Genomic DNA, 24,441 nt, shown 5'->3' with positions numbered 1-24,441 from the left:
TTACGCCGGCGTCGGCTGGCTGGCCCCGGTGTTTGACTTGGCTTCAATCTGCCCGATGGCGTCCACGACCGCATCGAATGTGAGAAGCGTCGAGGCATGGCGCGCCTTGTAGTCGCGGACCGGTTCGAGCAGGGCGATATCCGCCCATTTTCCATCCGATGGCGGTGCGCCGTTTTCCTTCAGCATCTTGCGCACGGTCTCGCGCAGCGCACGCAATTCTTCGGCAGTCGAGCCCACCACATGACGCGCCATGATCGACGACGAGGCTTGGCCAAGCGCGCAAGCCTTCACGTCATGGGCGAAGTCGGTGACCACATCGGCATCCATCGTGAGGTCGATCTTGACGGTCGATCCGCAAAGCTTGGAATGGGCGGTGGCTGACGCATCGGGGGCAGGGAGGCGGCCCAGCCGGGGAATGTTACCGGCGAGCTCGATGATGCGCTTGTTATAGATGTCGTTCAGCATCTGGTTCGGACCTTAACTGTGCCATCGGTCACCGGGATCACGTCCTTGGCGCGCGAGGAACTGGAGTCTATATAGCGTCCATTCCATGAAATAAAAGATCAGCAGTTTCAATGGTCTGTGAGCAGTTATGTTTTTGGTGATGCACGGATTTTGCCCGTCGCAGCCGTCCCCCTCATGTAGGGACACTTGAGCGACCGCCCAACATCTTCAGAAGGAAGGCGCGCCGATCGGGTCACATGCGATCCGTGAGGGCAACAGATCCAAAGGCTCGATGCCTCCGATCAGCCGGCGCTCATCCTTGGGACAGACAGAAAGAATCTCGGATCCTCCGCGCCGCTTAATCGCTTCCGCGGCTGACGTCGCGCCGAACCTGCGCGCGCTTGTTCGCCTGCGACACCCTCCCAATCCGTGAAGGCGGAATCTTGATATTCCGGCGCCGGCTAGGGATGGAGCGCATTCCTTCACCAGGGCGAAGATCATTCTGCGGTCGAGAGAATTGCTGTGCCCGTCGCAGGGCCAATGCGCGCCTGGCGGCCTCTCCGAGTTCCTTTTTCACTTCGAAGTTCTGCAGGCGCTTTAGCTCCTTGCTAACGCGTTTTATGGCAGCGACGAAGACTTGCTTGCGCTGAGTTGCATGCTCGGCTGTTCCCGAAAAGCTGCTGCCCCTCGGTTCGGCTTTTCCTCTTGCTTCGCGCTGTCGATGCCGCGCTAGGGTGTGCTCCTTGCCATGAAAATCCCGTAGCCTCGAACGAAGGCTCTCCAGCTTGTCGCGCGTTAATTCGCCGATGGCGGGATGATGAGTAGCAAGAACGATTTCTTGCTCGTCGTGTTTCAGAATGCTGATTTCATACTTGCAGGATGCCGCCATCGCCTTTTCCTCCAACCAATGCCTGGGTTACGGATCGTTCGCGCTGTTTCTCGCACCTCCCTCCGAACCAGCGTCCTCCAAAAGAGTCGCGCGGGGAGCTGTTTGACGCGATGCGCGCTGCCAAGATTGTTCCTCCGTGCCGTTCTGAAGTATCGGGTCATCACCCTAGGCTCACATGGGAACTGCCCGCATTGCCCTTGAATGGCGTGCTGGGAATAATAGGAAAAAGACCAACGATTTAAATGTGATGAGTGGGTAGCCTGATGGCTGGCAACAGTCGTAATGGTCCACTATATAGGGCGGAGCCCGGCGAACAGAGCGCCGGGCGTTCTCCAGATCGCCGGAATTTGAGAATTCAGTTCGGCGGCCTCGGTGTTATTGTCGCAAGACGATGTTTTATTGACGGACTCAGGCGTCCGGCGGCCTTGCCGCCCCGTCTGCCCGGTGACACTCCGGCCTCCCGTGGGGCCGGTCGAACGGAGTAAAGATGGACGCTGTGATCAAGCCGCTTCGCGGCAAATCCCCGGATGGCAAATCTTCTGAAGTCAGATCTGCCGAGAGCAAAGTGCAGGAATTCCGGCCGGCGGAGCTCGATCCCGCCGAATTTCTGGCTGCGGCGGTTAATCCCGACCAGCTGCGGCCCTCGCGCGCCGAGGCAGAGCAGGCCGTGCAGACGTTGCTCGCCTATATCGGCGAGAATCCGCAGCGCGAAGGCCTCATGGACACCCCGCGCCGCGTGGTCGAGGCCTATGACGAGCTGTTCCAGGGCTATCATCAGTGCCCGGCCGAGGTTCTGAATCGAACCTTCGGCGAGACCGCGGGCTATGACGATTTCGTGCTGATCCGCGACATGGCCTTCGTCTCCCATTGCGAGCATCACATGATGCCGTTCTACGGCAAGGCGCATATTGCCTATACGCCGGTGGAGCGCGTCGTCGGTCTCTCCAAGCTGGCGCGTCTCGTGGATATCTTTGGCCATCGGCTGCAGACCCAGGAGCATCTGACCGCGCAGCTTGCTGCCGCGGTCGATGAAGTGCTGAAGCCGCGCGGCGTTGCCGTGATGGTTGAAGCCGAGCACACCTGCATGTCGGCCCGCGGCATCCGCAAGGAAGGCTCGCGCACCTTCACCACGCGTTTCACCGGCAACTTCCGCGACAATCCTGCCGAGCAGGCGCGGTTCATGTCGATGATCCAGTCCATGTCTCGTTAAACGATTGTCGCGCTGATCGCGCGACGATCGCGATTTGTTGCTAGAGTGTCGGGCGCATCAGGCGCCCGATTTTCGTTTGACGACCACAGCGAGAGATTTTCCCGTGTCCAATACATCGCACGCGCACAGCCATGATCTCGAAGAAGGCCTCGTGCTCACGCCGAAATTCGACGCTGCCGGTCTCGTTACCGTCGTGACGACCGACGTGGCGAATGGCGACGTGTTGATGGTGGCGCATATGAATGAAGAGGCGCTGCGCAACACTATCGAAACCGGCGATGCCTGGTATTACAGCCGTTCGCGCAAGGCGCTATGGCGCAAGGGCGAGAGCTCAGGCAAGACCCAGCGCGTGGTCGAGATGCGGATGGATTGCGACCAGGATGCGATCTGGATCAAGGTCGAGCAGATCGGCGGAGCTGCCTGCCACACCGGCCGTCGCTCATGCTTCTACCGCGCGATCACCAGGGGCGAGGCTGGGGCGGCGAAGGTCTCGTTCATCGATGCGGACAAGGTGTTCGATCCGGCGTCGGTCTACGGAAGCTGAACTGGCTCCGATCTTGGTGTACGCCAGCCGGCTGGCAAAATCCTGCCGGGATTCGGCGGCGTTGATGCCGGTCGGATCGGCGATCATGTCCATGTAATCGACAGCCGCCGACCGGAGCTTGCCATCCTTCATGGTCATGACGCCAGACAGGGTCTGGATGTTCATCGAACGGATATTGTAGTTCTTCCAGGCTTCCGCCTGTTTCGCTTCACTATTGGTCGATTTTTTCTGCTCGTTATAGAGATCGAGCGAAGCTTGCGCCGCCTTCAGGGCATTCAGGCCCGAGACTTCCTTCATCTCCTTGGCGAGCGCCGGATCGTCGCTGAACATCTTCTCTATCTTGGCCTTCCAGGGGCCTTCGGCAGTCACGTTGCCGAATTTGTCGACCTTCATATGCGTCGCATACTCCGGCGGGATGTTCATTTTCTCGAACGCTTTGGAGAGGCGGTCGGCCAGGGCGTCGGTCCGCTTCGTCAGCATTTCGTCGAATGTATCGGTGAGTCCCTCGGTCGCGGCCTGATCGGCCTTGGCCTTTTCGATAATCGCCTTGGCGCGGTCTGACAGCGATACGAAGGCGGCAGGGGCTGTCGGCGCAGATGCAGGCTTGTCGGATGAGACGGATGGCTTGGCGGGCGCAACGGCGGCGGGGGCCGCTTTGTCCCGCGGTTGGGTCGACGTCGAATTCGCGTTTGCGACCGCAACCATCGTGAGCTCCATTCCCGCTGCCGACAGAGCGAATCTCCGTCAGACACATACGGAAACACCCTCGCGTTAATGCTCTGTAAAATATTCAACCACGGATGGAGGTGTTGGGCGCCAAAATCGCCTTAGCGTTTCGTTAACCATGAATGTCCCACTGTGTCCGCGGCTTCCGCAGGGCTGACAGGGCACGATTCCCGGTGGTCATGTCGCGGCAGCGGGGCACCTCACTATGGCGGTCGACGCGACCAACCTCGCATCAGCACTCTCGTCAACGCGCAGTCAGGTGACTGGCGCGATCAAGAATGCTGCCGGCACCACGGGCACGAGCTTCGAATATCTGCTCGCCACCGCCAAGATGGAATCCAATTTCAATCCCTCGGCCACGGCTTCGACATCCTCGGCCAAGGGCCTGTTCCAGTTCATCGAGCAGACCTGGCTCGGCACCGTGAAGGAAGCCGGCACCCAGCTCGGCTACGGCAAATATGCCGACGCCATCACCAAGTCGCCGTCGGGCAGTTATTCGGTGAGCGATCCCGCTGCGAAGGCTGAGATCCTGAAACTGCGTGACGATCCCGTCGCGAGTTCAGCGATGGCCGGTGTGCTGACGCAGTCCAACAGTTTCAAGCTCACCGGTGAGATCGGGCGCCGTCCCAGCGACTCCGAACTATACATGGCGCATTTCATGGGCGTCAGCGGCGCCTCCAAGCTGATCAACAATGCGGCGAACAATCCGAGCGCATCGGGCGCTGCACTGTTTCCGAATGCCGCCGCAGCGAACCGGCCAATCTTCTACGATCAGAGCGGCAGTGCGCGCAGCGTGTCGCAGGTCTATTCGGTGCTGTCGGCGCGCTATGATAGTGCCGCGAATTCCACGGCGACGCGGACGGCGATGGCATCCGCGGGTGTGGTGACGGCGCAGGCAGTCTCGCCACTGACGCCTGCCAGCAATGCGACGTTCCTGTCGCGCTTCCCGGATCTGAGCACGGCGCAGGTCGCAAGCTTTGCGTCCGATCAGTCATCGACGGCCGTGCAGGAACAGCCAATATTCCGGTCGCTCTTCCAGGGCGGTGATCGTGCGCAACCTGTTTCGCCGGCCGTTCAGGAATTGTGGGGCAACCGCACGTCACTGACGTCCACGTCGCTGCCGAAGGCACCTGAAGTCGGCGTGCCCAAGCCGCTCGATCTGTTCAGCGATCGCGCCGGGACCTTTAGTAGTTAGCTCCGTCCCCTCATGGTGAGGAGGCGCGCAGCGCCGTCTCGAACCATGAGCTGTTGGCAGGCATCGCCGCTAGTGGCCATCCTTCGAGACGCGCGCAAGGGCGCGCTCCTCAGGATGAGGGCGGAGTGTGTGATATTCACCGGGAGCCACAGATTTCCCCGCGTGTCCGATCCCTTAATAAAACCTCAACAAACCCATAAGCTTATGGTGAACCGTTTGTTAAGTGGGATGGTTTATTTTCTCTGACAGTGGCATCGCGTTTCGGTGTTGATCTTGTTGCGTAGGCTGGCAGAACCATGATTGTTCGGCAGTTCATCAGTTGGGTACGGACCGCTCCAGCCAGCGAGCGGGCAGAGGCAACGCGCTCTTTGGCGCGGGCCTGGATTTTTTCTGATCTTTCAGACGACGACCGTGCCGCCGCCGAAGGCGCGCTGCTGATGCTGCTTGATGACGCATCGCCGCTGGTGCGCCAGGCCATGGCGCAGGTTTTTGCCCGCGCGCCGTCGGCGCCCCCGGCCATCGTGCAGGCGCTGTCGGTGGATCAGCCCTGTGTGTCGCTTCCAGTGCTCGAATATTCGCCGCTGCTGATCGATGCCGATCTGGTCGACATCGTCGCGACGGGAAACAGCGAACTGCAATGCGCGGTCGCGCGCCGCATCAATCTGCCGATTTCGATCTGCGCCGCCATTGCCGAAGTCGGCTCTGCCGCTGCGGCGCTCGAACTCATTGAAAATCCGTATGCCGAACTGGCGCAATTCTCCTGGGACCGTATCGTCGAGCGTCACGGTCATCTCGCCGCCATCCGCGAAGCGATGCTGGCCCTTAGCGACCTGCCGGCGACGACGCGTCTCGCGCTGGTGGCCAAGCTCTCCGAAACACTGACCCGCTTCGTCGTTGCGCGCAACTGGCTGTCGCCGGATCGTGCCGAGCGCATTGCCGACGAGGCGATGGCGCGCTCCACGGTCAATATTGCGTCGCGTTCGCGCGGCGACGAGATGCGCGATCTCGTCCATCACCTGCGCGAAGCCGGGCAGTTGACCGTCGGCCTGATCCTCCGCGCCCTGCTGTCGGGCAATCTCGACCTGTTCGACCAGGCGCTGGTGGAGCTGTCCGGCCTGCCGCAGAGCCGCGTGGCCGCGCTGGTCTATGACGGCGTCGGTGCCGGGCTGAACGCATTGCTTGCCCGCGCAGGCCTGCCGGAGTCGACATTCCCTGCCTTCCGCGCCGCGCTGGCTGCGCGCAATGAAATCGGTTTCATCGGCTCTGTCGGCGGCGCCGTGCGGCTGCGTCGTCGCATGGTTGAGCGTGTGCTGACGGTTTGCGAAACCGACGAGGCGGCGTCCGAGCCGCTGTTGATCCTGCTGCGGCGTTTCGCAACGGAATCGGCCCGCGAGGAAGCGCGGGTGTTCTGCGATGAACTGGCCGAACAGGCGAATGCGCGCGACGAGTATCAGCTGATCGCGGCGTAAGTATCCAAAATCGCCATGAAGCCGTAGGATGGGTAGAGCGTCTTCGCGAAACCCATCATCTTCTGGAATTGCTGTGATGGGTTTCGCTGCGCTCTACCCATCCTACGAAAGCAGCTATTCTTTCGGCACGATGCTCGGCGCCGAGATCATCTCGAGATGGTCTGGCCGATCGCGATTGACTACCGTCAGATAATCATCCGCGACGGCACGCAGGCGGGCGCTGAGTTCGTTGGCCACGCCGGCCTTCTCGATGGTGTTGTGCTCGCGCACGATGGCCTGGATCGCATCGATATGGTGCTGGATCAGATCCGGCGGCACCGCATCGAGATCGGGTGCGTGTTCGAGAATCCGGCACAGACTCTCGGCGGCCGCGCCAGCTGCGGGAAAGCCGAAGGTCGAGGCGTCGCCCTTGATGTCGTGAGCCGCACGAAACAGCTCGCCGCGGGTGTGCGTATCGAAGCCCTTCTTCAGGATCGCGGCATGTGCTGCGGCAAGGCGGTCGCATTCGCTGCGCATCCAGGTCTTGAACTCGCCGGAGAGATTGGCCAGAGCCTGTTCGGCGCGCGCGACGGGATCGTCGAGCTCGCGATCGATCACGCGGCGGATCGCGTGCTTCAGTGTGTTCGGCGGCGTGATGACTTGGTGATCGGCGAAAGCCTGCACCTTCGGCGGCGCCGGCGCTTTGTTCTTGGCCATGGTCGTTTCTCCGAACATTGCGCTAGCCAGTGACACGGGCTTTATCCAGCAGCGACGGCTGCTGCAGAACCTCGGCTTCGCCGCCGTTGCGGCGTTCCGGTCCGATATAGGCGACGGTGGTGTTGCGGCGGCGGTCGGGCCCGAAATAATTCTTCGTCTTGATGAAGGGGCGGGGATGCGCGACCACGCTCATGATGCGCAGATAGAGACCCTTGGCCGAAATTGGTTTCGCCAGAAATTCGGTGACGCCGGCATCGCGCGCCATGGTGATGCGGCGCTTCTCTGAGTGGCCGGTCAGCATGATGATCGGCGCGTAGGGATTGCCCTTGGAATCCGGCTGCCGGATCATCTGCGCCAGTTCCAGCCCGTCGAAAATCGGCATCGCCCAGTCGGCGATCACGATGTCAGGCACGTAGTGGCTGTACATTTCCAGCGCCGTGGCGCCGTCCTCGGCTTCGTAGACTTCGCGGGCGCCGAACGAATGCAGCAGCGTGCGCAGGATGCGCCGCATGTGCGGATTGTCGTCGCAGACCAGAAAACGCAGCTTGTTGAAGTCGATACGGAACATGATGCGGCTCGAACCGGGCTGGGACCGTTACCCGACGTTAACCATACCGCGTTGCGTCTTAACGAATGGTTGAGGCACTGCAGGAGCCCAGTCCGCTATGGGGACGTCCCAAGTCGACGCGATATTCCAAGAATCGCGTCCGCGGTCTCTGCGGGGCGGAGCATGGGATGCAAATGCGTGCCATTTAGCCTCGTAACTGGCCAGGCGCGTCGCTGAGCTTCTGCGGCTGCATGATCGTAAATTGTTGAAGTCTGGATGAAGCCGGCAGGCACATGATCCCAGCGCGGGAGTTCGATCGTGTCATCGAACCAATCGACGTGCATTTTGGGAAGTTCACTTTCGAATTGCGCGAAGGCTACGGGATCTCTGGCCAAGATATCAATGCCAACCAGAGATGCGCGACGGGCATCCCCAAAAAACCATTGTGACCAAATCGGAAGCGTCCCGTCGGCACCGGCGAGGCTTTTCACGTGGTCGTGCAAGGCGGGTCTGATGGGTGAGGCTGCGCCATGCGATGGGGGCACATCGCCATCGACAATGATGACGCCACGCATGGGCAGCCTGGTCGCCAGATCGACAGCAAGATGACTTGCAGAACTATGTCCCACCACAATCAGTTGGCTGCTCGGCACGATATGATCGAGAAGACTTTGGGTCCACGCGTTCCATGCAGGTGGCGAGGCATGGTAAGCCAATATGTCCGGTACTTGGACATGGCATCCTGCCCCCCGCAGATGTTCGGCCGTCGACTCCCAACTTGATCCTCGGACCAAGGGGCCTGCCACAAGGACGAAATCGAACGGCATAAGTCCCTCGGCGGTATCAGTTGGATGAATTCTAGTATCCGAACTGTTCGCTCAGGATGCGTTCTTCCAGGCTGTGGCCGGGGTCGAACATCATGCGCATCGAGATCGACTTGTCGGAGATGATTTCGACCCGCCGGACGTCGCGGGCTTCCTCGTTGTCGGCGACGGCGGCCACCGGGCGCTTTTCGCCTTCCAGCACCTCGATTGCGACGATCGCCGTATTGGGAAGTAGCGCGCCGCGCCAGCGCCGCGGGCGGAACGCACTGATCGGCGTCAGGGCTAGCAGCGCGGCATTGATCGGCAGGATCGGACCCTGCGCCGACAGGTTATAGGCGGTCGAGCCGGCCGGCGTCGCCACGAGGATGCCATCGGCGGCAAGTTCGGCCATCCGTTCGCGTTCATCGATGAGGATGCGCAGGCGCGCCAGTTGATGCGTCTGGCGAAACAGCGAGACCTCGTTGATGGCGTGATGGATGTGCACGCCGCCATGGACGTCCGTGGCGCGCATCAGCAGGGGATTGATCAACGTCTCGCGCGCCGCAGCGAGGCGCGCATGCAGATCAAGCGTCGAGAACTCGTTCATCAGGAAACCGACGGTGCCGCGATGCATGCCGTAGATCGGTTTGCCGGTGCGCATGAAGTCGTGCAGCGTCTTCAGCATCAACCCGTCGCCGCCGAGGGCTACGATGATATCGGCGGTTTCCGGATCGGCATTGCCATAGAGCTGCGTCAGCTGGTCGAGCGCTGCCTGCGCTTCACCGCTGGTACTGGCCACGAAGGCGATCCGGTCATAGCGCTTGGACGGGTTCATCAGGGGATCGCCGGCTCATGCTGCGTGATTGCGCGGGGTCGTCTAGCCGACCTCGCTGGGGCTTGTCGAGCGAAAGGATAGCAGGTCTTTGAGACGGCCGGGCTGCAGGGAGCGCCGCATCGTTAACGGGGCGAGCGGCGCCCGGTTGCTCCATATTTGCGGGTCAGCTCCTCCGCGACCGCCTTTTCGGGCCTTAATTTGCTGCCGGCGAGCCAAACCTCGGTCACTTTCCCGGTCTTGCCACGAACTCTCCGGACTGCTTCCCCATAACTGGAATAACCTGCGGCCGCGGCGATCGTGCCCTTGTCCTTGCCGGTCACCTCGATCTCGGCGACGTCCATGAAGGGATTGATCGCCGAGGCGTGGCGACCAGCACCCGGTCTCCGATGGGCACCAGATCAAACGCGCTCCCTGAGGTCCACATGCGTCCCGTCCAGTCGCGGACGCGCTTCTGCGGTGCACCGCGCTGGGCGAATGCACGCAGGATATGCATGGCGCCATCAACCCAGATGGGCGCCCAGCCGTCGGTGGCATTGGTGAAAACCGAGATCGTCAGCTCGCAGGCCGGGATCACGGCGGTGCGCGAGATATAGCCATGAAATCCGCCATTGTGTCCGAACCAGTCCCAGCCGGCGGTGGTGCCGTTCATGGTGCCGAGGCCGTAATAGCTCTCGATAGTTGCGTGCGGATTGCGCCAGTGCCGCCGCGTCATCTCACGCCGGCCCGCCGCAGACAGCACGCTGTGCTTTGCATTGGGTGCAAGCTGCGCGAAGAACCGCGCGACGTCGGCTGCGGTGCTGACGAAGCCCGCAGCAGGCGTGATGGCGTGGCACTGCGTGTCGCCGGGAATGACCAGACGGCGGTCGAGCGGAAGCCGCGGCGTATGACCTTGCGCGAGGGGCGCGCCCTTTGTCAGCGGCATGTCGGGCTGGGTCTCGCGCAGGCCGACCGCATCAATGATCTCGCGCCTGATCCAGTCGCGATAGGGCTCGCCGGTGACAGCTTCGATGACGAGGCCGAGCAAGCCAAAGCCATGGTTGGAATATTTCAGCCGCGTGCCGGGCGCAATCGCGGGCGGTTGCTGCAGCTCGGACAATAGCTCCTTCTTGTCGAGATAGGGGCGGCTGTCGATGAACTGTCCGGCATCGACGCCGTCGCGCGTGAGGCCGGCGCTATGCGACAGTAATTGTCCGATAGTCGTTGCAGCGACCTGCGGATGCAGGCCTTTCACATGGTCGCCAACGGGATCGTCGAGGCGCAATTTGCGTTGCTCGCGGAGCTTCATCAGTCCGGCAGATGTGAAGCTTTTCGAATGCGAGGCGATCCGGAAGCGATGCCGCGGCGTCAGCTTCTCGCCGGTCGCGAGGTCGGCGTGACCGAAGGCATATTCAGCGACGATCTTGCCGCGATGCGCGATGGCCACGAGGCAGCCGGGTTGCTGCGTCGTTGCCATCTGGAATGAGAGCCAGTCGTGGATGTAGTCGAGCGCGGGCTTCAGCCAAGGATCCATCAGAGGTCTCAATGTGAGGAGAGCGTCGCAGCCGCGAATATGAACAGATCTCTCAGCCATAACAAAGCCGGCACAATCCGAAGGATTGCACCGGCTGACTGATCCGCGAATGGGATCAGTAGGTGGGACCGGAGCCGGGCGCCTTTTCAAGCGCAGCAGCGAGCGATTTATATTCGGCGGAGTCCTTGCCGCTCAGCGAAGCAATCTTGTTGAGATGATACTGCGCCTGATCGCGGTTGCCCTGTTCGACCTGCCACAATCCGTAATACTGCCAGGTGCGGACATGGGCGGGGTCGGCCTTCAACGCGCGCTCGTACCAGATCTGCGAGACCTTGTAGTCGCCGAGCTTGCGATAGGAGTAGCCGATCAGATTGGCGACATCGGCGCGATCGTCCTGGCTGAGCGCCTTGAGCTGCGCGATGGCGGCCGTGTAGTCCTGCTTGTCATAGACTGTGGCATAGGCGGCGCGATAGTCGGCGAGGAACGCGGCATTCTCGCTGTTCGGATTCCTGGTCTCGGTTTTCTTCTTCTTGTCCTTGGTGCCCTTGGTGTCGGACGCCGGCGGTGCGGAAGGCGTATCGCCGCCTGCGGCATAGGCCGAGGTCATGAAGGGCGTGGCGGCAACGGCCACGGAAAACATTGCCAGCGTCGTCAGCCTGATCGCGAGGTGGGTCATGCAGCGCTCCTGTTTGCAACAGCAATAATCTGACACGGAAGTCTCAGGTTGTGAACACCGGGCGTGGGTGTTCATTCCCGCCTTTGCCGGCATGGGAGCAGACTTGTGGCAGCAGACTTGGGGCAGGACGCCTGACCCAGCCGATCATGACGAGGATGTCACCGAGATGAACGAAGCCTGTCCGGCTTCCTCAGAGTGGGTTCAGCACAGCGTCGCTAGTCTGACTGCATTGATCGACAAGCCCGGCCAACCGACCGGTCAACTTCGTGATCGAGACCGACAGGAGACGACCATGTTGAAGAAAATTTCCACCGCGTTGATCGTAGTTTCCATGCTTGCCGCTCCCGCGATGGCTGCCGGTATCGCCAAGACCACGCCGGCGCCGATCACCAAGCCGGTGACGTCGGCCGATAACAAGGTGCAGGCCAAGCCGGGCGTGCTGAACGCAAATGCGAAAATGGTCCGCCATCATCACCGCCATGCCCGTCCTCATCATCGCTTCCACAAGAAGATGAGCGTTCACAAAGTTCACAAGCACACCGCCATCCAGACCACAGTCGTGCACAAGCGCGGCTGAGGGGGCTCCGCGGTCGCGGCCTCATATTGCCCAGCCGCGATCGCGGAGTTTCAACGGCCGGCCTGCTGCGCCTATCCCCTGGGATGCATAACATCCCTGAGGTGCAGCAGGCTGGTTCGTTCGCGCGTGTCCGTCACCGAGATGCGAATTCCAATTCCCGGGCGAACCGTCTAGGACAGGCATGACGGGGACACGCCTGCGTAATTGAGACGGCACGACGGATGAGACGGCATTTGGGAATATCGGCGAAACAGGCAGCAGCGGTGCTGTTGCCGCTGTGGCTTGCAGCATGCGGAGGAGGCGGCGCCGGTGGCATCAGCTTCACGGATGACCAGGGCGTTGCCGCGCAGCCATTTCCGACCAATTATCGCGTGGACCTTCTGGCGTTCTTCAAGACCTATCTGAACAATCCGGTCGGCGTTCGTGACGCCATGATGGCGGAGCCGGTGCAACGCACCGTGGGCGGCCGGCTGCGCTATGTCAGCTGCGTGCGCTACACGGCGAAGGATTTCGACGGCAAATACACCGCGCCGCAGGAGCGGGCGGTATCCTATGTCGACAAGCGCCTCGATCGCATTGTCGAGAATGTCACCGAAGCCTGCGCCGGCGCCACCTACGCGCCGTTCCCCGAAATGGAAAAGATGACGCGGTAGCGTTGTTGGCAGCTCTTTAGATCTGCTGTCGGTGCTCGATGCGAGCACGCACGATGCCGGCGTTGGCGCCCTCAACTGACCGCAACGTCGCCACAAGATTGCCGCAGCCCGACGTGGGTATCTGGACACTGAAAAACCCGATCAAGTTCACGTGAGCGCTGAACCAAAAGCCATTTCGCACCGCCTGAAAATGAATAAATCCAAAAGTGTTGCTGCTTTGTCGCAGTCGGCAAACATCGATGTGGCAACGCCTGCCGTGAAGCAACCAAACTGCCGCCACGTTGTTTTTCGATGGTCATTACGCAACACAGGGGAACAACCATGAAGAAGCTTTTGCTCAGCGCGTCGGCCATCGTTGCCGTGGCCGCGATCTCGTCTTCAGCCTTCGCTGCCGACCTTCCGGCGCGGACCTATACCAAGGCCCCGGCCTATACGGCGCCGGCTTTGGTCTACAATTGGACCGGTTTCTACATCGGCGGCCATCTCGGCGGCGCCTTCGGTGACGGCAACAGCCTCGTCGGCGATAGCGGCCGGTTCATGGGCGGTGTGCAGGGCGGCTTCGACTATCAGTTCGCCACCAACTGGGTGGTCGGTGTCGAAGCCCAGTACAGCTGGCTGGCGAGCAGCAATACCAGCCTCGTCTTCCCGAATGGCACGACCATCACGGGCGGCGGTAACGATCAGCTCGGCTCGGTCACCGGTCGTCTCGGTTACACCTGGGGTCCGGCACTGCTTTACGCCAAGGGCGGTTACGCCTGGAAGGATAACAACAATCTGACCATTGCCGCCGTGGCTCCCGCGGTTGCTGTCATCGATGGCAACAAGAAGGACGGCTACACGGTCGGTGGCGGTCTCGAATACATGTTCTCGCCGAACTGGTCGGGCAAGGTCGAATATCAGTACTACAACTTCGGCAACACCACGATCACCTCGACGGCCATTCCCGGCGGCTCGACCAGCTTCAACAACGACGAGCACACCATCAAGGCCGGTCTGAACTATCGCTTCGGCTGGGGCGGCCCGGTGGTCGCCAAGTACTGAGCAAGTACGAAGCCGCTTCAATCTTCGACGGAAAGGCCGGCATCACGCCGGCCTTTTTGTTTGGGGGTCGTTGTCTTTCTTTCCCTCCCTCAAGCCGCGCAGTGGGGAGGGTGGCTGGCCGAAGGCCAAACGGGTGGGGTGCTTCCACTGGCTCAGCGCTTGCGGAGGCACCCCACCCCGGCCTCCACTTCGTCGATGCTTCGCATCGCCTCGCTCGGCCGACCCATGGCGGACGAGTTCGTCCGCCAGACCCCACTGCGCATTGCTACGCAATGCTTGAGGGAGGGATGCCTCCGGCGCCTGCGCGCCATCGCGGATTCAACTGTCAAACAGCCACGGCCCTTCAGACATGCGTCATCGCCCCCATTGTTTGCGGCGCGGGGGCGCCGTCGTCGCTTGCATTCCCGCCCCCTTGTGAGAGGGCGTGCGGAACGCCGGGTGCCCGTTGCACCCTTGGGCCTGATGCGATGCGGTCTTCCGCAATCTAGTGTGCATCAGGACTTTCGGAGGCGCCGAGCAAGTGCCCGACGTTCCGCCTGCGGTGTTTTTTCGGTTGCCTGCACATCTGCCATGGCGAACGGTCCCATCGCCAAAATTAATGTCCCAGGGCGGAGGGACAGGGTAGCCGCAAAGCACTTGGCCGAACGCGTTTCGATTTGGTCGTCCGTCACACTGTCCAGGGCTCTTTCCATCCCAAGGTCGGCCGTCTCCTTGCCAGTGGCAGTGCTGGCGCAGATCCGTCCTGCCCGAAGACAGACGTCACCCCCAAACCGCGTAACGCCGCATCTCCGGCGTCCACCGCATCCCACCCCGCGAACGTGACGATCGCGATCGCCCCTCTCGGTGGGGCAGGACAGAGGGGAATATAAACCTGACGGGGATATTGTCAACACTAGATAGGAAAAAATGTTTAGCGCGTCCCCGGCCACAAATTGTCATTCCGGGGCGCGGCCGGCACTTGCCGGACGCGAACCCGGAATCTCAGCGTGGGAGTCTACGATCGCGCCAAACACAGCGGGATTCCGGGTTCGCGCTCTGCCGGCTTCGCCGGCGACGCGCGCCCCGGAATGACGAGCGCGGGGCATTAGACAGTCGAGCTCTCCGCTGCCCCCGCACCAGGAATCGAAAGTAAACGAGTCCTGAATCCCGGGAAAAATAAGGTTCGAGACTCCCTTGCCAGAATCGCTTGATGGTTGTCGGGCGATGAGAATGATCGACAATATCCGCAGCGACGGGGTGCAGGTGGCACTGACGGTCGCCCTGATGGCCGCCTGTGCGGTCAATCTGCTGCTGCTTTACGCGTGGCTGTAAGCGCATGCGCCGGTTTGGCGCGCGCGGGAGTAGCCCTTGCCGGGCAACTCTGATATCTGACTGCGCGACGCGGGCAGGCGACTGATCCGGACGTCCTATTTCGATCTCGGGTAATCAATTAACCCATTGATCTTGTTGCCGGTTTAGCTCAGCGGTAGAGCAGCGGTTTTGTAAACCGAAGGTCGGGAGTTCAATCCTCTCAACCGGCACCACCATTTCAATAACTTGTCAAAACGGTCTTTTCGCACCGGCTCGCCATCGGTGGGTTCAACCTATGAACGTTGTTCCAAGGTAGCCCGGACTTTTGCGATGACCTCCTGATAATCGGCCTCCCGCTTGTCCTGCATTTCCTGCTGCCGTGCCTTGAATGATGCCACGCGATTGCGGATGTCTTCCCGGAGATCAGTCAGCTTCATCGGCTGCGCAGGTTCCGGGACGATCTGCTTCGGATTTTCAGCAGCTTTCATCTCGGCGTCTACCGCAACGGTCAACTTCGCGGCCAGCTCGGGCTGGTTGCCCGAGACCTCTTTTACAAATGCCAATGTCTCCGCGATTAAACGATCGCGCTCTTCGACCCAATTCATGGCGTCATCATTTAGATTGAGCGACGTTAGTGCAAGCGCGTCAGCGGGTTAAGCCTAACGGGGCACAGTGCAGAATCTGGCTCCGTCGTCGTGTCAGCGCCCATGCGTCTCCAAGCGGCCTGCTGACGCCTTTGGGCGGCTGGCTGTGGGAGGTTCGCCGAAGGCGAACGGGCGTCAAATAAACAGACAGGCTGCGAACGAGGCCGTCAGGCCGAAGAGCAGGGCGCCTGCGCAGAGGGCGCGCTCCCAAACCTCGCGTGCGTGATGTCGCTCGAAGCACTGCCGGCTGAAATACTGGTGAGTGAAGTGGTCTTCCATCTCCGCCTCCCTGAACGGGGATAGAGAATCCTTCATGTGATTCGCCGTCAAGCGGCGTGTGTGTTAAACTGTTAAATAAGCCCCGCGGCGAGTTGAACCAATTTGCCGTTCGCGCGACCAAAGCGCGTCTCAATGAGTAAGGGGAATCGCATGACTTTTCGCGAATCCATCACCCGGCTTTTCGGCAGCACCTCAACGCCCGAATCTGAAGAGCGCGCCAGGCGACTGAACGCGTCCATGGATGAGTTCGTGCGGCTACTGCATACCAATGGCTACGACAGCAAAAGCCCCACCACCCCTGGAGAGGTGGCAGGACTTTCGGAACGTCCATCCTGCGCTCAGGACGCTCAGTCTTCCAACCAAGGATTGTGAGAGTCGTTCCTAGGTCACTGCCGGCGGTACCGCGATCGGCTTGCCCGTGTCCTCTTCGGTGCTGCACGGCTGAATAGTGTAGCCGTCCTCCAGCACCGTCTTGCCGTCCACAACATCAACGAGCCCGGCTTCGTCGGCATGTTGCCAGACGTCCTCCTCGGTCGGGAATTCCTGGCTGAGCTTCTGGTCGTCTTCGAATAGCGCGTAGGGCATGTGCCACCTCCGGCGCGGCAACGCGGCAGAGGTTGAGTAGTTCGATCGCAGTGGCCAATCTGCCCACCCGTCAACCGGCCTGTGGAACCTCAATCAGAAGCAGGGATACGCCCGGCCGTCCTGGCCGCGATAGGCCGCGGCCGATTGCTTGCAGCGGGCGGCGAGGGGACCGTCGTAATAGGCGAAGGTGCCCGGCTGCAGACCCGGACCGTAATTGTGCCCGAACTGGATCCGGTAGGGCTGGCCGGGTGCGGCAAAGACGAAGGTTTCGGCGCTGTGATGATGTTTCCAGTGGCGCGCGAAAGCAGGGGTCGCGCCCAGCGTCGACAGGATGATGGCTGCACTGAGGAACTTCATCGGGGCTCTCCGGACATGACGACTGCAGATGTCTGCGACAACGACGGCTGAAGGGATCAGACCACGTTGCCAAGGCAACGCGCAAGATGTGTGCGGCGCGCGCTTGACGTCTTTCGACCGGGATCAGGTCGCCGTGCGAGCGCGTTGCGTTAACGAATCCACGCTGCGATCCCGCGCATTTGAACTTCGCCTGATGCTTGCGCGTTAGGCTTACCGGCAGTTTAGACCGCGCCCTTAACCCATCCTGCCAGGCGTTCGAATATCGTGCCGCCCAGATGCAGGACATGGCCATGCGAACCCTTTCAGCAGTGCTTTTCGTGATCGCGACCACGCTTCCGGCTGCAGCCGCCGATGGTTTCAACATCGTCGTGCCCGGTCGTCCCGGCGTGCCGATCATCATCAACGGCGTCGATGCGTCCTATCGCGTGATCGAAGGCGATTGGGGCTTGCAGCGCGGCATTCATATTCAACCGACAGTCTATGGCGGTCGTTACGTCGATCCGGTTCCGAATGTCGGCCACTACTATCCGAGCCTCGGCCACAAGCCCGGCTACGGGCGTCTGGAGATCGAGCCGCCGGCCAATCGCAAATTGCCGCAGCCGGCCGAGAGCTTCCACGAGCACTGGTCGGCGAAATCCGCGCCGATGGAGCGGCATAATGAAGTGCCGTTCAATCCACCTGAGGTCATCGTCGCACCGCCGGAATTCCGACGCTGACCGACCAATCACCAACAACGAAAAAAGATATCCGACAGGAGAGAGTTTCATGCGTAACGTGATTTCAAAATGGGTTGCGGCATTTGCCGTTGTCACCGCCACGGCCGGCGCTGCGCCCGCAATGGCCTGCGGCGGCGGCCTGTTCACCTCAAACGGCTGCTCGCCTTGCGGCCAGGCCTATGTCAGCCCCTGCGGCTACGGCGCCGGTTATGAGCGGCTGCCCGATCCGACGCCGGTGACGCGTCAGTATTATTACGCCAACCAGGGCCCGACCTTCAGCGGCCCGGGCATGTTCGCGCCGGTTCCGACCTATCAGGAAACCGCGATCGGCTGGCGCGGCTATGGCCAGGGTTACGGTCAAGGTTACGGTTACGGCTATCGTCGCGGCTATTACGGCGGCCCCTATGCCAATCCGGTGAACTACTCCTATGGTCCGGCCTATCGCGCGCCGGCGATCTACAGCTATCCGTCGCGCAGCCAGTATCGTGCGCGCCCGAGCTATCGCTACGGCTACAGCATGCAGCCGCGCACGCGTTACGGCACTACGCAGCGCAGCTACGTGTCGCGCACCGGTTATCATCAGGCGCATCGCTATGGCGCGCCGAAGGTGATGTATGCGCCGCGCGCCGCAGGACCGCAGCGTGGTTATCACCAGTCGCAGCAGCATCGCCGCGCGTACTGATCTGATCGAACGAAGAACGCCCGCTCGCAGCAATGCGGGCGGGCGTTTTCGTTTGGATAGAGGGATTCTTGATTTGACGCGTTTTCTTGACGCGAACCGGGACCCACTTCGCTCGAAAACGCTCTAGCCCATCAGGCCGAGCTTGCTGGCGCCGACATAGAGCGCGAGCACGGCGGCGTTCGACACGTTGAGGCTCTTGATCTCGCCGGGCATGTCGAGCCGCGCGACGACGCTGCAGGTCTCTCGCGTCAGCCGTCGCAATCCGCTGCCTTCGGCACCGAGCACCAGCGCCAGCGGTTGCTGCAGCGGGATCGCGCTGATGTTCTCGGTGCCTTCGCTGTCGAGACCGACGGTCATGAAACCGAGGTCGTTCAATTCGTTCAGCGCCCGCGCCAGATTGGGCACCGTGATCATCGGCACCAGTTCCAGTGCGCCCGAGGCGGATTTCGCCAGCACGCCGGTGGCCTCCGGGCTGTGCCGGGCCGTGGTGATGATCGCCTTGACCGCGAAGGCGGCGGCGGAGCGCAGGATGGCGCCGACATTGTGCGGATCGGTGATCTGGTCGAGCACCAGCACGATGCCGTCCTGGGACAGGCTGTCCAGATCCGGCGATTCCAGCGGTTCGACCTCGGCCAAGAGGCCCTGATGCACGGCATCGGGCCCCAACCGGCGATCGATCTCGTCCGGACGGACCAGGACCGGTGCCACGCGGGTGTCGATCTTCTCCTCGGCGAGGCGCCGGGCGGCGTTCTCGGTCAGAATCAGCTTGCGAATGATCCGCTGCGGATTGGCCAGCGCCATGGTGACGGTATGCCATCCATAGAGGATGGCCGGGCCATCGCCGCCGGATTCCCGGCCCCGCCGGGGCGGCCGCCGGCCCTGATCGCGCGGTTTATCCCGGTTTTGACTGCTTTGGCCGTCGCGTCCCTTGTCAGGTCCACGCTGGAATCGCTGTTTTCGTTCTCGATCGCTCATGGCTGGCTTGTCTCACGCATGCCGAATAATGGCAATTTGGGGCCCCGGAAAGAGGTCGGGAAGGGCGGATATTCCTGCCAGGGTCGGTTGACTTTGCCCCATGGCTTCCGTCATAAACGCGCCAACCGGGAGCCCGTTTACGGGCGCGCGTTTTAACGTCATCCATGGCCGTCCAGCCACTGATTTGGTGGGACTGCCGTGTTGGGCCAAGGTCTTGTTGGGCTTGGTTCCGATGGCGTCAGGCGGGGGAGTGTCCCGAGTGGCAAAGGGAGCTGACTGTAAATCAGCCGTCTTATGACTTCGAAGGTTCGAGTCCTTCTTCCCCCACCATCCCGCAAGGCACTGATCTGAGTAGAGAAAACTCCCGGCAGGGAGTATTTTTTTACCGGCGTTTCGCGTGGAACTGGGTCACAAAATAGGGTGGGTCACAACTGGGTCACACCCCGGCGGCGAATCTCTCCCGGGTGCCGGAGACCCAGGTTGTGCCGTGCAAGATCGAGCCTGCGTTCCAGGCATGCCCGACGGTGACCGGGCACGGCCGTCCAAAGGCGGTCCGGCGGAATCATTTCGAACAGCACTTCGACACCGTTGTGGAAGACGCGTTTCCCCCGGCTTCATGTGGCTGCTTGGGTATCGGATCTGCGGATGCGTCGCGAAGGCGACCGGCGTCAGGTCCGGCGGCCTACCGTTGTTGTAGAGCTCCCATAGCGCGCTGCGGAGGGCGTGCAGGACCCCAACATCGGCTTCATCTCTTCGATGTTCGTCTGGGCCATCAGGAGGTTCGAGTCGGCGCTGATGAGGCCCTTGTGAGCGAAGACGCCGTGGCGGATCTCGCGGTACCGGGCCTCATAGACCTTCCGCCAGGCGGCTACTTCCTTCCGCATTGCGCCGACGTCCTTCGGCGTCAGGTCGCACTTGGCGACCACGTAGGCGGCGGCGGGATCGAGACCGCCGGTGATCTTCCGCTTCGCCAGCTCCGCGCGCGTGAATTCGCCGATGTTGTGCCAGACCGAGCGCAGGAGCTTGTCGCTGTGGTGGATCGACCGAGGGTCCTGGTCGAAGATCCTCCAGAGAGCCACGAACGCCGACAGTAGGAGGGCGTGACGGGTCGTGATCCAGAACAGCGGGTGGTCGTTCATGCGGTCGAGGACGGCGGGATTTCGGCCCGGGATGCTTTGAAGCGCCAGGTATCCGAAAAAATACTGCTGTGCGACTTCCTCTTCGGTCCGGAACAGCTCGAGCTCGTCGGCGAAATCGCTCATCAATCATCATTCTCTTTACAACTCAACGTATGATGCGCCCCCGAGAAATGAAGACCCGGCGTCGGAAGGTCAGTATTCGCCGATCTTCAGGAGCGGTTCGCCGAGCAACGTCGTCCAGGCGTCGTGAACGTTCTGCAGAATAGACGACAGCGCTCGCTTGTCGCCGGCCTTCCTCGTCACCATTACCTGATCGATCCCGCCGTACTTGCCTTCGCCATACCGTGCGACGCCCCACCCAGTGCCGATGGTTGCCATGTCGTCGGCCGACGTCACCGTGGCCCTGGGTCTATCGATCTTGAAATGCTTGAACGCTTCGACCACGTCCCGGAGCAGCTGGAAGTCGTCGGGGACCGGCGCCTTGGGCTCTCGGAGGAAGAGCACGCGCGACTGCACCGCGGTCCGGACCGACGCCGGATCGGCCAGGGCGAGCGTCTGGTCGTGGGCGGCGACGTCGCAGAGGTGGTGCAGCTCCATGGCGGCTGTGCGGGCGGTGCGCATGGCGTCGGCCCGCTCGGTCTCTACGTCGACAGGCAAGCGCGTCACGGCGATCTGGGCGTGCGTATAGCCTTGTTCGGCGGCTATGTAGGCGCGGAGAGCCGGCCGGACCGTCATGCCCATGTGAGCCAGCGTCACCGACATCAGGTCTCGTTCGTCCCAACGACGTCGAGGGGCCATCCGAAGTAAGAATAGACGAAATCGCCGCTGCCGTGCCGATCGGTCAGCTTGGCTCGATCCGAAACCGGGTGCCGACCTTATAGCGGTAAGTGTCCGACAGCTCCTTGGAGCACTCGACGTGCAGTGCAGGTGCGGGGGGAAAGGCTGGCCGGCAATCGGTCTGATATGGACCGGACCATGGAGCCCGGCCGTGTTGGCCGGGTAGTAGCTCTCGACGATGCAATACCGGTACGGCTCGTCCTCTTGGCCATTGCCACCCCATGACTCTTCCCCAGGTTGCAGCCATACTGCCGGTTCAAGGGTGGGAATCGAGGGGATGGACGTACCGAAACGGGGCCGGAGCCATGATGCCGTGCGCGGCCGGGCAGGCGCGTGCCACGGCATTCGACGACTGCGTTCTGACGAACATGAAAGGCGTCACCTCCGACCTGGCCGCCAAATCCATCAAGGTCGCCTGCCTCCGGACGTCGTCGGTGGACATCCCGAAGGACGATCTCGTAGGAATCAGGGGACGGGCCGAATATGCCAACTTCGGCGAGAAGTACGGCAAGGGCTTCCTTTTCCAAATCGAGAACAAGACAGCCTACATCATCACTTCCGTGACGATCGACGTGCATGCCGGGGTCGGCGACAACCAGTTCATCCAGATCGACGATTTCTGGTCGCCGACGCCGGGCGTCATCTACACCGGGCTGCCTCCGGACCCTACGCAGACGATGCAGATCCCGCGGCACGGCTCTGTCCTCTTCCGGCGCGTCTCGCCGCAGACGAACATCGACGTCAAGAAACAGAACTTTAAATGGGGCATCTCGGCGGCCAAGGGGATCGTCAGCAGATGACCACGCGAAGACAGGTCGCGCTCGGTTTCTATCTCATCCTGATCGTCGGCGGTGGCTGGGCCACCTTCGAGTGGCTGGTCAACGGCGGCAAGGGCATCGCACTCAAGCTCGGCGCCTTTCCGGCGCTCTTCGGACTCTACCTGGTCTGGGAGGACTTCCTGTCACCTAACCGGGAGAAAGCGTCATGAGCTGGTTCGACAGGTTCAAGCGCGGTCCCTCGAGATCGAGGAGATGATGAACCCTCTGCTGGGATGGCGGCTACAGCATTTCGTGGCGATCCCGTCCAAGGACGACTGGCATCGCAACTACTTCCAATTCCTGAACAAGCAAAAGCGGCGCGAAGAGTTCATCCAGTTGTTCGGCGAGACCATCGGCGGGCTGTCCTACGAGTGCACGGCGCACCGCAAGGAGGGTGAGGACACCTACGTCCTACTGAACGAGCGCGGCCCATGGTCGATGCCGATCACGTTCCTTATCGATTTGGGCATGAAGCTGCCGGCGAACACGCAATCGCCGAACGGGCACCATGCGACGAGCGTCCACGTCGAGAGGCGCGGGAGAGCGCCTGAGCCCGGTCCCGCACCGCCGCCGCCGGCACCGCGGCCTGCGCCGCCGAAGCCGAAGTCCGCGGCCTACGGCTTCACCGTCGGCGAGCACGTCGTCTATCCGGAGCATGGTTAGGGAAGATCCTGGCCATCGAGGAGCAGGACATCGTCGGATCCCAGCTCGAATTCTTCGTCATCAACTTCAAGACCTGCGGGTGCCGACGTCGAAGCATAAGAACGCCGGTCTGCGGCGACTCGCCGACGAGCCGTAGATGGCCGCTTTTCGGTAGCGGTAGAGCAATTCCGGTCGTCGCATGTTCGGCACCAGATCATTTGAAAGATCGATTAGAGCACACCGCTTGACGAAACTCCGTTTTGATAAGTGTGGCCGAAAAAAAACGTCAACGAAGTCGAATGTTAAGCTGTCTGTTTATGACAGTTTTTTAACCGTTCGTGCCTTTCCCCGATCATCCGACATTCGATACCATCAGAACTAGTTTGCAGAAGCTAAGCACGCCAGATCGCCGCTTTATGGCGGTGCGCGTGCAAATAATCAGCGGCCCGTCATGGGCAATCAAGTTATGAGGTTTGACAGTGAGCACTAACGTTTTCATTTTATCTGGAGCCAGGACCGCAATTGGTGGCTTCGGCGGAAGCCTGAAAGAGCTATCTCCCACTCAACTAGGCGCGGTTGTGACAAAAGCCGCAATAGAGCGCGCCGGGCTCGCGGCTGAAGACGTCGATAATTCTGTTTTCGGTACAGTTATTCCAACAGAAGCGGCAGACCTGTTTTTGGGCCGCACAATTGCTATTGAAGCAGGCCTGCCTGTGGAAGCGCAGGGGCTCACTTTGAACCGGCTGTGTGGTTCAGGTGCGCAAGCAATTATTTCGGCGGCAATGATGATCCAGTCCGGAGACTCTCGCGTCTGTGTGGCGGGTGGGTCTGAGGTGATGAGCCGTGCACCATTTTCGATTGACGGTCTGCGTTTTGGCCGAAAGATGGGGAACGGGCAGGTCTATGACTGGCTGCTAAACACGTTGGCCGACCCGTTTGGCCATGGCGCGATGGGCGATACGGCGGAAAATGTCGCGGAAAAGTATCAAATCACCCGCCAACGGCTTGATGAATTTGCTCTCGCCAGTCAGCAAAAGGCAGCGAAGGCGATTGCCGAAGGACGCTTCAAGGATCAAATTGTTTCTGTGAACGTGAAGGTACGAGGCGGTACCAGGGTCTTCGATACCGACGAGCATCCCCGCAACACAAGTCTTGAGGATTTGTCGCAACTGAAGCCCGCGTTCCGCAAGAATGGCATCGTTACGCCAGGAAATGCCTCCGGCATTAATGACGGCGCCGCCGCTGTGGTCCTTGCTTCGGGGGAAGAGGTAGCGCGTCGCAACCTCGAACCCCTTGGCCGTGTAGTCTCGTGGGGCGTGGCAGGGGTGCCACCGGAGATCATGGGCATCGGCCCGACCAAGGCAGTTCCGTTGGCATTAGAGCGGGCCGGGCTCACAATCAAGGACATTGATGTATTCGAATCTAACGAAGCGTTCGCCGCACAGGCGATAGCGGTGAATGACATTCTTGGTCTTCCCACTGAAAAGGTTAATCCGAATGGCGGTGCTATAGCGCTTGGACATCCGTTGGGCGCGACGGGAACTATTCTTACAGTAAAGGCGCTAAGCGAACTTCGCCGCATCGGCGGGCGGTACGGCGTCGTAACGATGTGTATCGGCGGCGGTCAAGGTATCGCGTTGGTTATAGAGCGAGTAAACTGAG

28 protein-coding genes, 2 tRNA genes and 1 pseudogene are annotated in these 24,441 nt (G+C 61.2%); 16 read left to right on the top strand and 15 right to left on the bottom strand.

Annotated features, from left to right (window positions below):
* Together CHC01_RS13935 and CHC01_RS13930 are read right to left on the bottom strand one after the other, a co-directional pair.
* Entirely contained in the window at positions 1 to 465 is a 465-nt protein-coding gene (locus CHC01_RS13935) for an iron-sulfur cluster assembly scaffold protein (protein WP_089264897.1), read from the bottom strand.
* Between the two features lie 337 nt (positions 466 to 802).
* Positions 803 to 1,333 carry a hypothetical protein gene (locus tag CHC01_RS13930; protein ID WP_089265652.1) on the bottom strand — a complete coding sequence of 177 codons (531 nt, stop codon included), beginning with the start codon at positions 1,331 to 1,333 and terminating at the stop codon, positions 803 to 805.
* Between the two features lie 487 nt (positions 1,334 to 1,820).
* Here CHC01_RS13930 and folE point away from each other — a divergent pair, with 487 nt between their 5' ends.
* Together folE and hisI are read left to right on the top strand one after the other, a co-directional pair.
* Entirely contained in the window at positions 1,821 to 2,543 is a 723-nt protein-coding gene (gene folE / locus CHC01_RS13925) for a GTP cyclohydrolase I FolE (RefSeq protein ID WP_089264896.1), read from the top strand.
* 103 nt (positions 2,544 to 2,646) lie between these two features.
* Positions 2,647 to 3,087 (top strand): phosphoribosyl-AMP cyclohydrolase, encoded by a 441-nt coding sequence (gene hisI / locus CHC01_RS13920; protein WP_089264895.1) that lies wholly within the window; start codon positions 2,647 to 2,649, stop codon positions 3,085 to 3,087.
* Here hisI and CHC01_RS13915 read toward each other — a convergent pair.
* Positions 2,983 to 3,792 (bottom strand): hypothetical protein, encoded by an 810-nt coding sequence (locus tag CHC01_RS13915; RefSeq protein ID WP_176454591.1) that lies wholly within the window; start codon positions 3,790 to 3,792, stop codon positions 2,983 to 2,985. The two genes, hisI and CHC01_RS13915, sit on opposite strands and share 105 nt — an antisense overlap.
* 226 nt (positions 3,793 to 4,018) lie before the next feature.
* On the opposite strand from CHC01_RS13915, the gene CHC01_RS13910 reads away from it, so the two are divergent.
* Positions 4,019 to 5,008 carry a transglycosylase SLT domain-containing protein gene (locus tag CHC01_RS13910; RefSeq protein WP_089264894.1) on the top strand — a complete coding sequence of 330 codons (990 nt, stop codon included), beginning with the start codon at positions 4,019 to 4,021 and terminating at the stop codon, positions 5,006 to 5,008.
* Positions 5,009 to 5,304: 296 nt separating this feature from the next.
* Complete coding sequence (locus CHC01_RS13905; RefSeq protein ID WP_089264893.1) at positions 5,305 to 6,477, top strand: DUF2336 domain-containing protein; 1,173 nt, start codon at positions 5,305 to 5,307, stop codon at positions 6,475 to 6,477.
* A 114-nt stretch (positions 6,478 to 6,591) separates the two neighbouring features.
* Here the strand turns inward: CHC01_RS13905 and CHC01_RS13900 are convergent, their stop codons facing one another.
* From CHC01_RS13900 to CHC01_RS13875, 5 genes and pseudogenes are all read right to left on the bottom strand, one after another.
* Positions 6,592 to 7,173, bottom strand: coding sequence for an Hpt domain-containing protein (locus tag CHC01_RS13900; protein WP_089264892.1), 582 nt, complete (start codon positions 7,171 to 7,173; stop codon positions 6,592 to 6,594).
* A 22-nt stretch (positions 7,174 to 7,195) separates the two neighbouring features.
* The gene (locus tag CHC01_RS13895; RefSeq protein WP_068731951.1) at positions 7,196 to 7,741 is read right to left on the bottom strand and encodes a response regulator; all 546 of its coding nucleotides are present in this window, start codon (positions 7,739 to 7,741) and stop codon (positions 7,196 to 7,198) included.
* An 837-nt stretch (positions 7,742 to 8,578) separates the two neighbouring features.
* The gene (locus tag CHC01_RS13885) at positions 8,579 to 9,358 is read right to left on the bottom strand and encodes an NAD kinase (protein ID WP_089264890.1); all 780 of its coding nucleotides are present in this window, start codon (positions 9,356 to 9,358) and stop codon (positions 8,579 to 8,581) included.
* Positions 9,359 to 9,480: 122 nt separating this feature from the next.
* A pseudogene (locus CHC01_RS13880) lies at positions 9,481 to 10,868 on the bottom strand (serine hydrolase domain-containing protein).
* A 115-nt stretch (positions 10,869 to 10,983) separates the two neighbouring features.
* Positions 10,984 to 11,544, bottom strand: a complete 561-nt coding sequence (locus tag CHC01_RS13875; protein ID WP_089264889.1) for a tetratricopeptide repeat protein — start codon at positions 11,542 to 11,544, stop codon at positions 10,984 to 10,986.
* 67 nt (positions 11,545 to 11,611) lie between these two features.
* Here CHC01_RS13875 and CHC01_RS33080 point away from each other — a divergent pair, with 67 nt between their 5' ends.
* The 4 genes from CHC01_RS33080 to CHC01_RS13855 all read left to right on the top strand — a co-directional run bounded on the left by CHC01_RS33080 (position 11,612) and on the right by CHC01_RS13855 (position 15,338).
* On the top strand, positions 11,612 to 12,121 hold the full coding sequence (locus CHC01_RS33080) for a His-rich protein BRANT (protein ID WP_244558357.1): 510 nt from the start codon (positions 11,612 to 11,614) through the stop codon (positions 12,119 to 12,121).
* A 221-nt stretch (positions 12,122 to 12,342) separates the two neighbouring features.
* The gene (locus tag CHC01_RS13865) at positions 12,343 to 12,774 is read left to right on the top strand and encodes a hypothetical protein (RefSeq protein ID WP_244528494.1); all 432 of its coding nucleotides are present in this window, start codon (positions 12,343 to 12,345) and stop codon (positions 12,772 to 12,774) included.
* A gap of 321 nt (positions 12,775 to 13,095) precedes the next feature.
* Positions 13,096 to 13,815 carry an outer membrane protein gene (locus tag CHC01_RS13860; protein ID WP_089264886.1) on the top strand — a complete coding sequence of 240 codons (720 nt, stop codon included), beginning with the start codon at positions 13,096 to 13,098 and terminating at the stop codon, positions 13,813 to 13,815.
* Positions 13,816 to 15,263: 1,448 nt separating this feature from the next.
* Positions 15,264 to 15,338: transfer RNA gene (locus tag CHC01_RS13855), tRNA-Thr, on the top strand.
* Positions 15,339 to 15,398: 60 nt separating this feature from the next.
* Here the strand turns inward: CHC01_RS13855 and CHC01_RS13850 are convergent.
* Both CHC01_RS13850 and CHC01_RS32565 read right to left on the bottom strand, forming a co-directional pair.
* A complete protein-coding gene (locus tag CHC01_RS13850; RefSeq protein WP_089264885.1) occupies positions 15,399 to 15,710 on the bottom strand; it encodes a hypothetical protein in 312 nt (103 codons plus the stop codon).
* A 174-nt stretch (positions 15,711 to 15,884) separates the two neighbouring features.
* Complete coding sequence (locus CHC01_RS32565) at positions 15,885 to 16,028, bottom strand: hypothetical protein (RefSeq protein ID WP_175367983.1); 144 nt, start codon at positions 16,026 to 16,028, stop codon at positions 15,885 to 15,887.
* 150 nt (positions 16,029 to 16,178) lie between these two features.
* Here CHC01_RS32565 and CHC01_RS31930 point away from each other — a divergent pair, with 150 nt between their 5' ends.
* The gene (locus CHC01_RS31930) at positions 16,179 to 16,400 is read left to right on the top strand and encodes a hypothetical protein (RefSeq protein ID WP_141137104.1); all 222 of its coding nucleotides are present in this window, start codon (positions 16,179 to 16,181) and stop codon (positions 16,398 to 16,400) included.
* Positions 16,401 to 16,409: 9 nt separating this feature from the next.
* On the opposite strand, the gene CHC01_RS13840 is transcribed toward CHC01_RS31930, so the two are convergent.
* Both CHC01_RS13840 and CHC01_RS13835 read right to left on the bottom strand, forming a co-directional pair.
* Positions 16,410 to 16,613, bottom strand: a complete 204-nt coding sequence (locus CHC01_RS13840; RefSeq protein WP_089264883.1) for a hypothetical protein — start codon at positions 16,611 to 16,613, stop codon at positions 16,410 to 16,412.
* 93 nt (positions 16,614 to 16,706) lie between these two features.
* The gene (locus tag CHC01_RS13835; RefSeq protein WP_089264882.1) at positions 16,707 to 16,970 is read right to left on the bottom strand and encodes a hypothetical protein; all 264 of its coding nucleotides are present in this window, start codon (positions 16,968 to 16,970) and stop codon (positions 16,707 to 16,709) included.
* 290 nt (positions 16,971 to 17,260) lie between these two features.
* On the opposite strand from CHC01_RS13835, the gene CHC01_RS13830 reads away from it, so the two are divergent.
* Positions 17,261 to 17,686: a hypothetical protein gene (locus CHC01_RS13830; protein ID WP_089265651.1), complete on the top strand. Its 426-nt coding sequence runs from the start codon at positions 17,261 to 17,263 to the stop codon at positions 17,684 to 17,686.
* A gap of 49 nt (positions 17,687 to 17,735) precedes the next feature.
* Positions 17,736 to 18,368 carry a hypothetical protein gene (locus CHC01_RS13825; protein ID WP_089264881.1) on the top strand — a complete coding sequence of 211 codons (633 nt, stop codon included), beginning with the start codon at positions 17,736 to 17,738 and terminating at the stop codon, positions 18,366 to 18,368.
* A gap of 123 nt (positions 18,369 to 18,491) precedes the next feature.
* Here the strand turns inward: CHC01_RS13825 and rlmB are convergent, their stop codons facing one another.
* A complete protein-coding gene (gene rlmB, locus CHC01_RS13820; RefSeq protein WP_141137103.1) occupies positions 18,492 to 19,343 on the bottom strand; it encodes a 23S rRNA (guanosine(2251)-2'-O)-methyltransferase RlmB in 852 nt (283 codons plus the stop codon).
* Positions 19,344 to 19,587: 244 nt separating this feature from the next.
* On the opposite strand from rlmB, the gene CHC01_RS13815 reads away from it, so the two are divergent.
* Positions 19,588 to 19,673 (top strand) — tRNA-Tyr (locus CHC01_RS13815).
* Between the two features lie 338 nt (positions 19,674 to 20,011).
* On the opposite strand, the gene CHC01_RS13810 is transcribed toward CHC01_RS13815, so the two are convergent.
* Positions 20,012 to 20,605, bottom strand: coding sequence for an AbiU2 domain-containing protein (locus CHC01_RS13810; protein ID WP_089264880.1), 594 nt, complete (start codon positions 20,603 to 20,605; stop codon positions 20,012 to 20,014).
* 69 nt (positions 20,606 to 20,674) lie between these two features.
* Positions 20,675 to 21,244, bottom strand: a complete 570-nt coding sequence (locus tag CHC01_RS13805; RefSeq protein WP_089264879.1) for a hypothetical protein — start codon at positions 21,242 to 21,244, stop codon at positions 20,675 to 20,677.
* A 383-nt stretch (positions 21,245 to 21,627) separates the two neighbouring features.
* Here CHC01_RS13805 and CHC01_RS13795 point away from each other — a divergent pair, with 383 nt between their 5' ends.
* From CHC01_RS13795 to bktB, 4 genes are all read left to right on the top strand, one after another.
* Positions 21,628 to 22,119 (top strand): hypothetical protein, encoded by a 492-nt coding sequence (locus tag CHC01_RS13795; protein WP_176454590.1) that lies wholly within the window; start codon positions 21,628 to 21,630, stop codon positions 22,117 to 22,119.
* Complete coding sequence (locus tag CHC01_RS13790) at positions 22,116 to 22,307, top strand: hypothetical protein (protein WP_089264877.1); 192 nt, start codon at positions 22,116 to 22,118, stop codon at positions 22,305 to 22,307. The genes CHC01_RS13795 and CHC01_RS13790 overlap by 4 nt, the downstream gene beginning before the upstream one ends.
* Positions 22,308 to 22,350: 43 nt before the next feature.
* Positions 22,351 to 22,800 (top strand): hypothetical protein, encoded by a 450-nt coding sequence (locus CHC01_RS13785; protein WP_089264876.1) that lies wholly within the window; start codon positions 22,351 to 22,353, stop codon positions 22,798 to 22,800.
* 458 nt (positions 22,801 to 23,258) lie between these two features.
* On the top strand, positions 23,259 to 24,440 hold the full coding sequence (bktB, locus tag CHC01_RS13780) for a beta-ketothiolase BktB (RefSeq protein ID WP_089264875.1): 1,182 nt from the start codon (positions 23,259 to 23,261) through the stop codon (positions 24,438 to 24,440).
* The last annotated feature ends 1 nt before the right edge of the window (position 24,441 follow it).

Origin of the sequence: Tardiphaga sp. OK246 (genome assembly GCF_900188215.1) — a bacterium.
GTDB lineage: Bacteria > Pseudomonadota > Alphaproteobacteria > Rhizobiales > Xanthobacteraceae > Tardiphaga > Tardiphaga robiniae.
This window is presented reverse-complemented; position numbering and strand designations above follow the sequence as displayed.

Bases quoted from the DNA above. Each gene is read 5' to 3' on its own strand.
- CHC01_RS13935 (WP_089264897.1), bottom strand. From the start codon at position 465: ATGCTGAACGACATCTATAACAAGCGCATCATCGAGCTCGCCGGTAAC.
- CHC01_RS13930 (WP_089265652.1), bottom strand. From the start codon at position 1,333: ATGGCGGCATCCTGCAAGTATGAAATCAGCATTCTGAAACACGACGAG.
- folE (WP_089264896.1), top strand. From the start codon at position 1,821: ATGGACGCTGTGATCAAGCCGCTTCGCGGCAAATCCCCGGATGGCAAA.
- CHC01_RS13915 (WP_176454591.1), bottom strand. From the start codon at position 3,792: ATGGTTGCGGTCGCAAACGCGAATTCGACGTCGACCCAACCGCGGGAC.
- CHC01_RS13910 (WP_089264894.1), top strand. From the start codon at position 4,019: ATGGCGGTCGACGCGACCAACCTCGCATCAGCACTCTCGTCAACGCGC.
- CHC01_RS13905 (WP_089264893.1), top strand. From the start codon at position 5,305: ATGATTGTTCGGCAGTTCATCAGTTGGGTACGGACCGCTCCAGCCAGC.
- CHC01_RS13900 (WP_089264892.1), bottom strand. From the start codon at position 7,173: ATGGCCAAGAACAAAGCGCCGGCGCCGCCGAAGGTGCAGGCTTTCGCC.
- CHC01_RS13895 (WP_068731951.1), bottom strand. From the start codon at position 7,741: ATGTTCCGTATCGACTTCAACAAGCTGCGTTTTCTGGTCTGCGACGAC.
- CHC01_RS13885 (WP_089264890.1), bottom strand. From the start codon at position 9,358: ATGAACCCGTCCAAGCGCTATGACCGGATCGCCTTCGTGGCCAGTACC.
- CHC01_RS13875 (WP_089264889.1), bottom strand. From the start codon at position 11,544: ATGACCCACCTCGCGATCAGGCTGACGACGCTGGCAATGTTTTCCGTG.
- CHC01_RS13865 (WP_244528494.1), top strand. From the start codon at position 12,343: ATGAGACGGCATTTGGGAATATCGGCGAAACAGGCAGCAGCGGTGCTG.
- CHC01_RS13860 (WP_089264886.1), top strand. From the start codon at position 13,096: ATGAAGAAGCTTTTGCTCAGCGCGTCGGCCATCGTTGCCGTGGCCGCG.
- CHC01_RS13850 (WP_089264885.1), bottom strand. From the start codon at position 15,710: ATGAATTGGGTCGAAGAGCGCGATCGTTTAATCGCGGAGACATTGGCA.
- CHC01_RS32565 (WP_175367983.1), bottom strand. From the start codon at position 16,028: ATGGAAGACCACTTCACTCACCAGTATTTCAGCCGGCAGTGCTTCGAG.
- CHC01_RS31930 (WP_141137104.1), top strand. From the start codon at position 16,179: ATGACTTTTCGCGAATCCATCACCCGGCTTTTCGGCAGCACCTCAACG.
- CHC01_RS13840 (WP_089264883.1), bottom strand. From the start codon at position 16,613: ATGCCCTACGCGCTATTCGAAGACGACCAGAAGCTCAGCCAGGAATTC.
- CHC01_RS13835 (WP_089264882.1), bottom strand. From the start codon at position 16,970: ATGAAGTTCCTCAGTGCAGCCATCATCCTGTCGACGCTGGGCGCGACC.
- CHC01_RS13830 (WP_089265651.1), top strand. From the start codon at position 17,261: ATGCGAACCCTTTCAGCAGTGCTTTTCGTGATCGCGACCACGCTTCCG.
- CHC01_RS13825 (WP_089264881.1), top strand. From the start codon at position 17,736: ATGCGTAACGTGATTTCAAAATGGGTTGCGGCATTTGCCGTTGTCACC.
- rlmB (WP_141137103.1), bottom strand. From the start codon at position 19,343: ATGAGCGATCGAGAACGAAAACAGCGATTCCAGCGTGGACCTGACAAG.
- CHC01_RS13810 (WP_089264880.1), bottom strand. From the start codon at position 20,605: ATGAGCGATTTCGCCGACGAGCTCGAGCTGTTCCGGACCGAAGAGGAA.
- CHC01_RS13805 (WP_089264879.1), bottom strand. From the start codon at position 21,244: ATGTCGGTGACGCTGGCTCACATGGGCATGACGGTCCGGCCGGCTCTC.
- CHC01_RS13795 (WP_176454590.1), top strand. From the start codon at position 21,628: ATGCCGTGCGCGGCCGGGCAGGCGCGTGCCACGGCATTCGACGACTGC.
- CHC01_RS13790 (WP_089264877.1), top strand. From the start codon at position 22,116: ATGACCACGCGAAGACAGGTCGCGCTCGGTTTCTATCTCATCCTGATC.
- CHC01_RS13785 (WP_089264876.1), top strand. From the start codon at position 22,351: ATGATGAACCCTCTGCTGGGATGGCGGCTACAGCATTTCGTGGCGATC.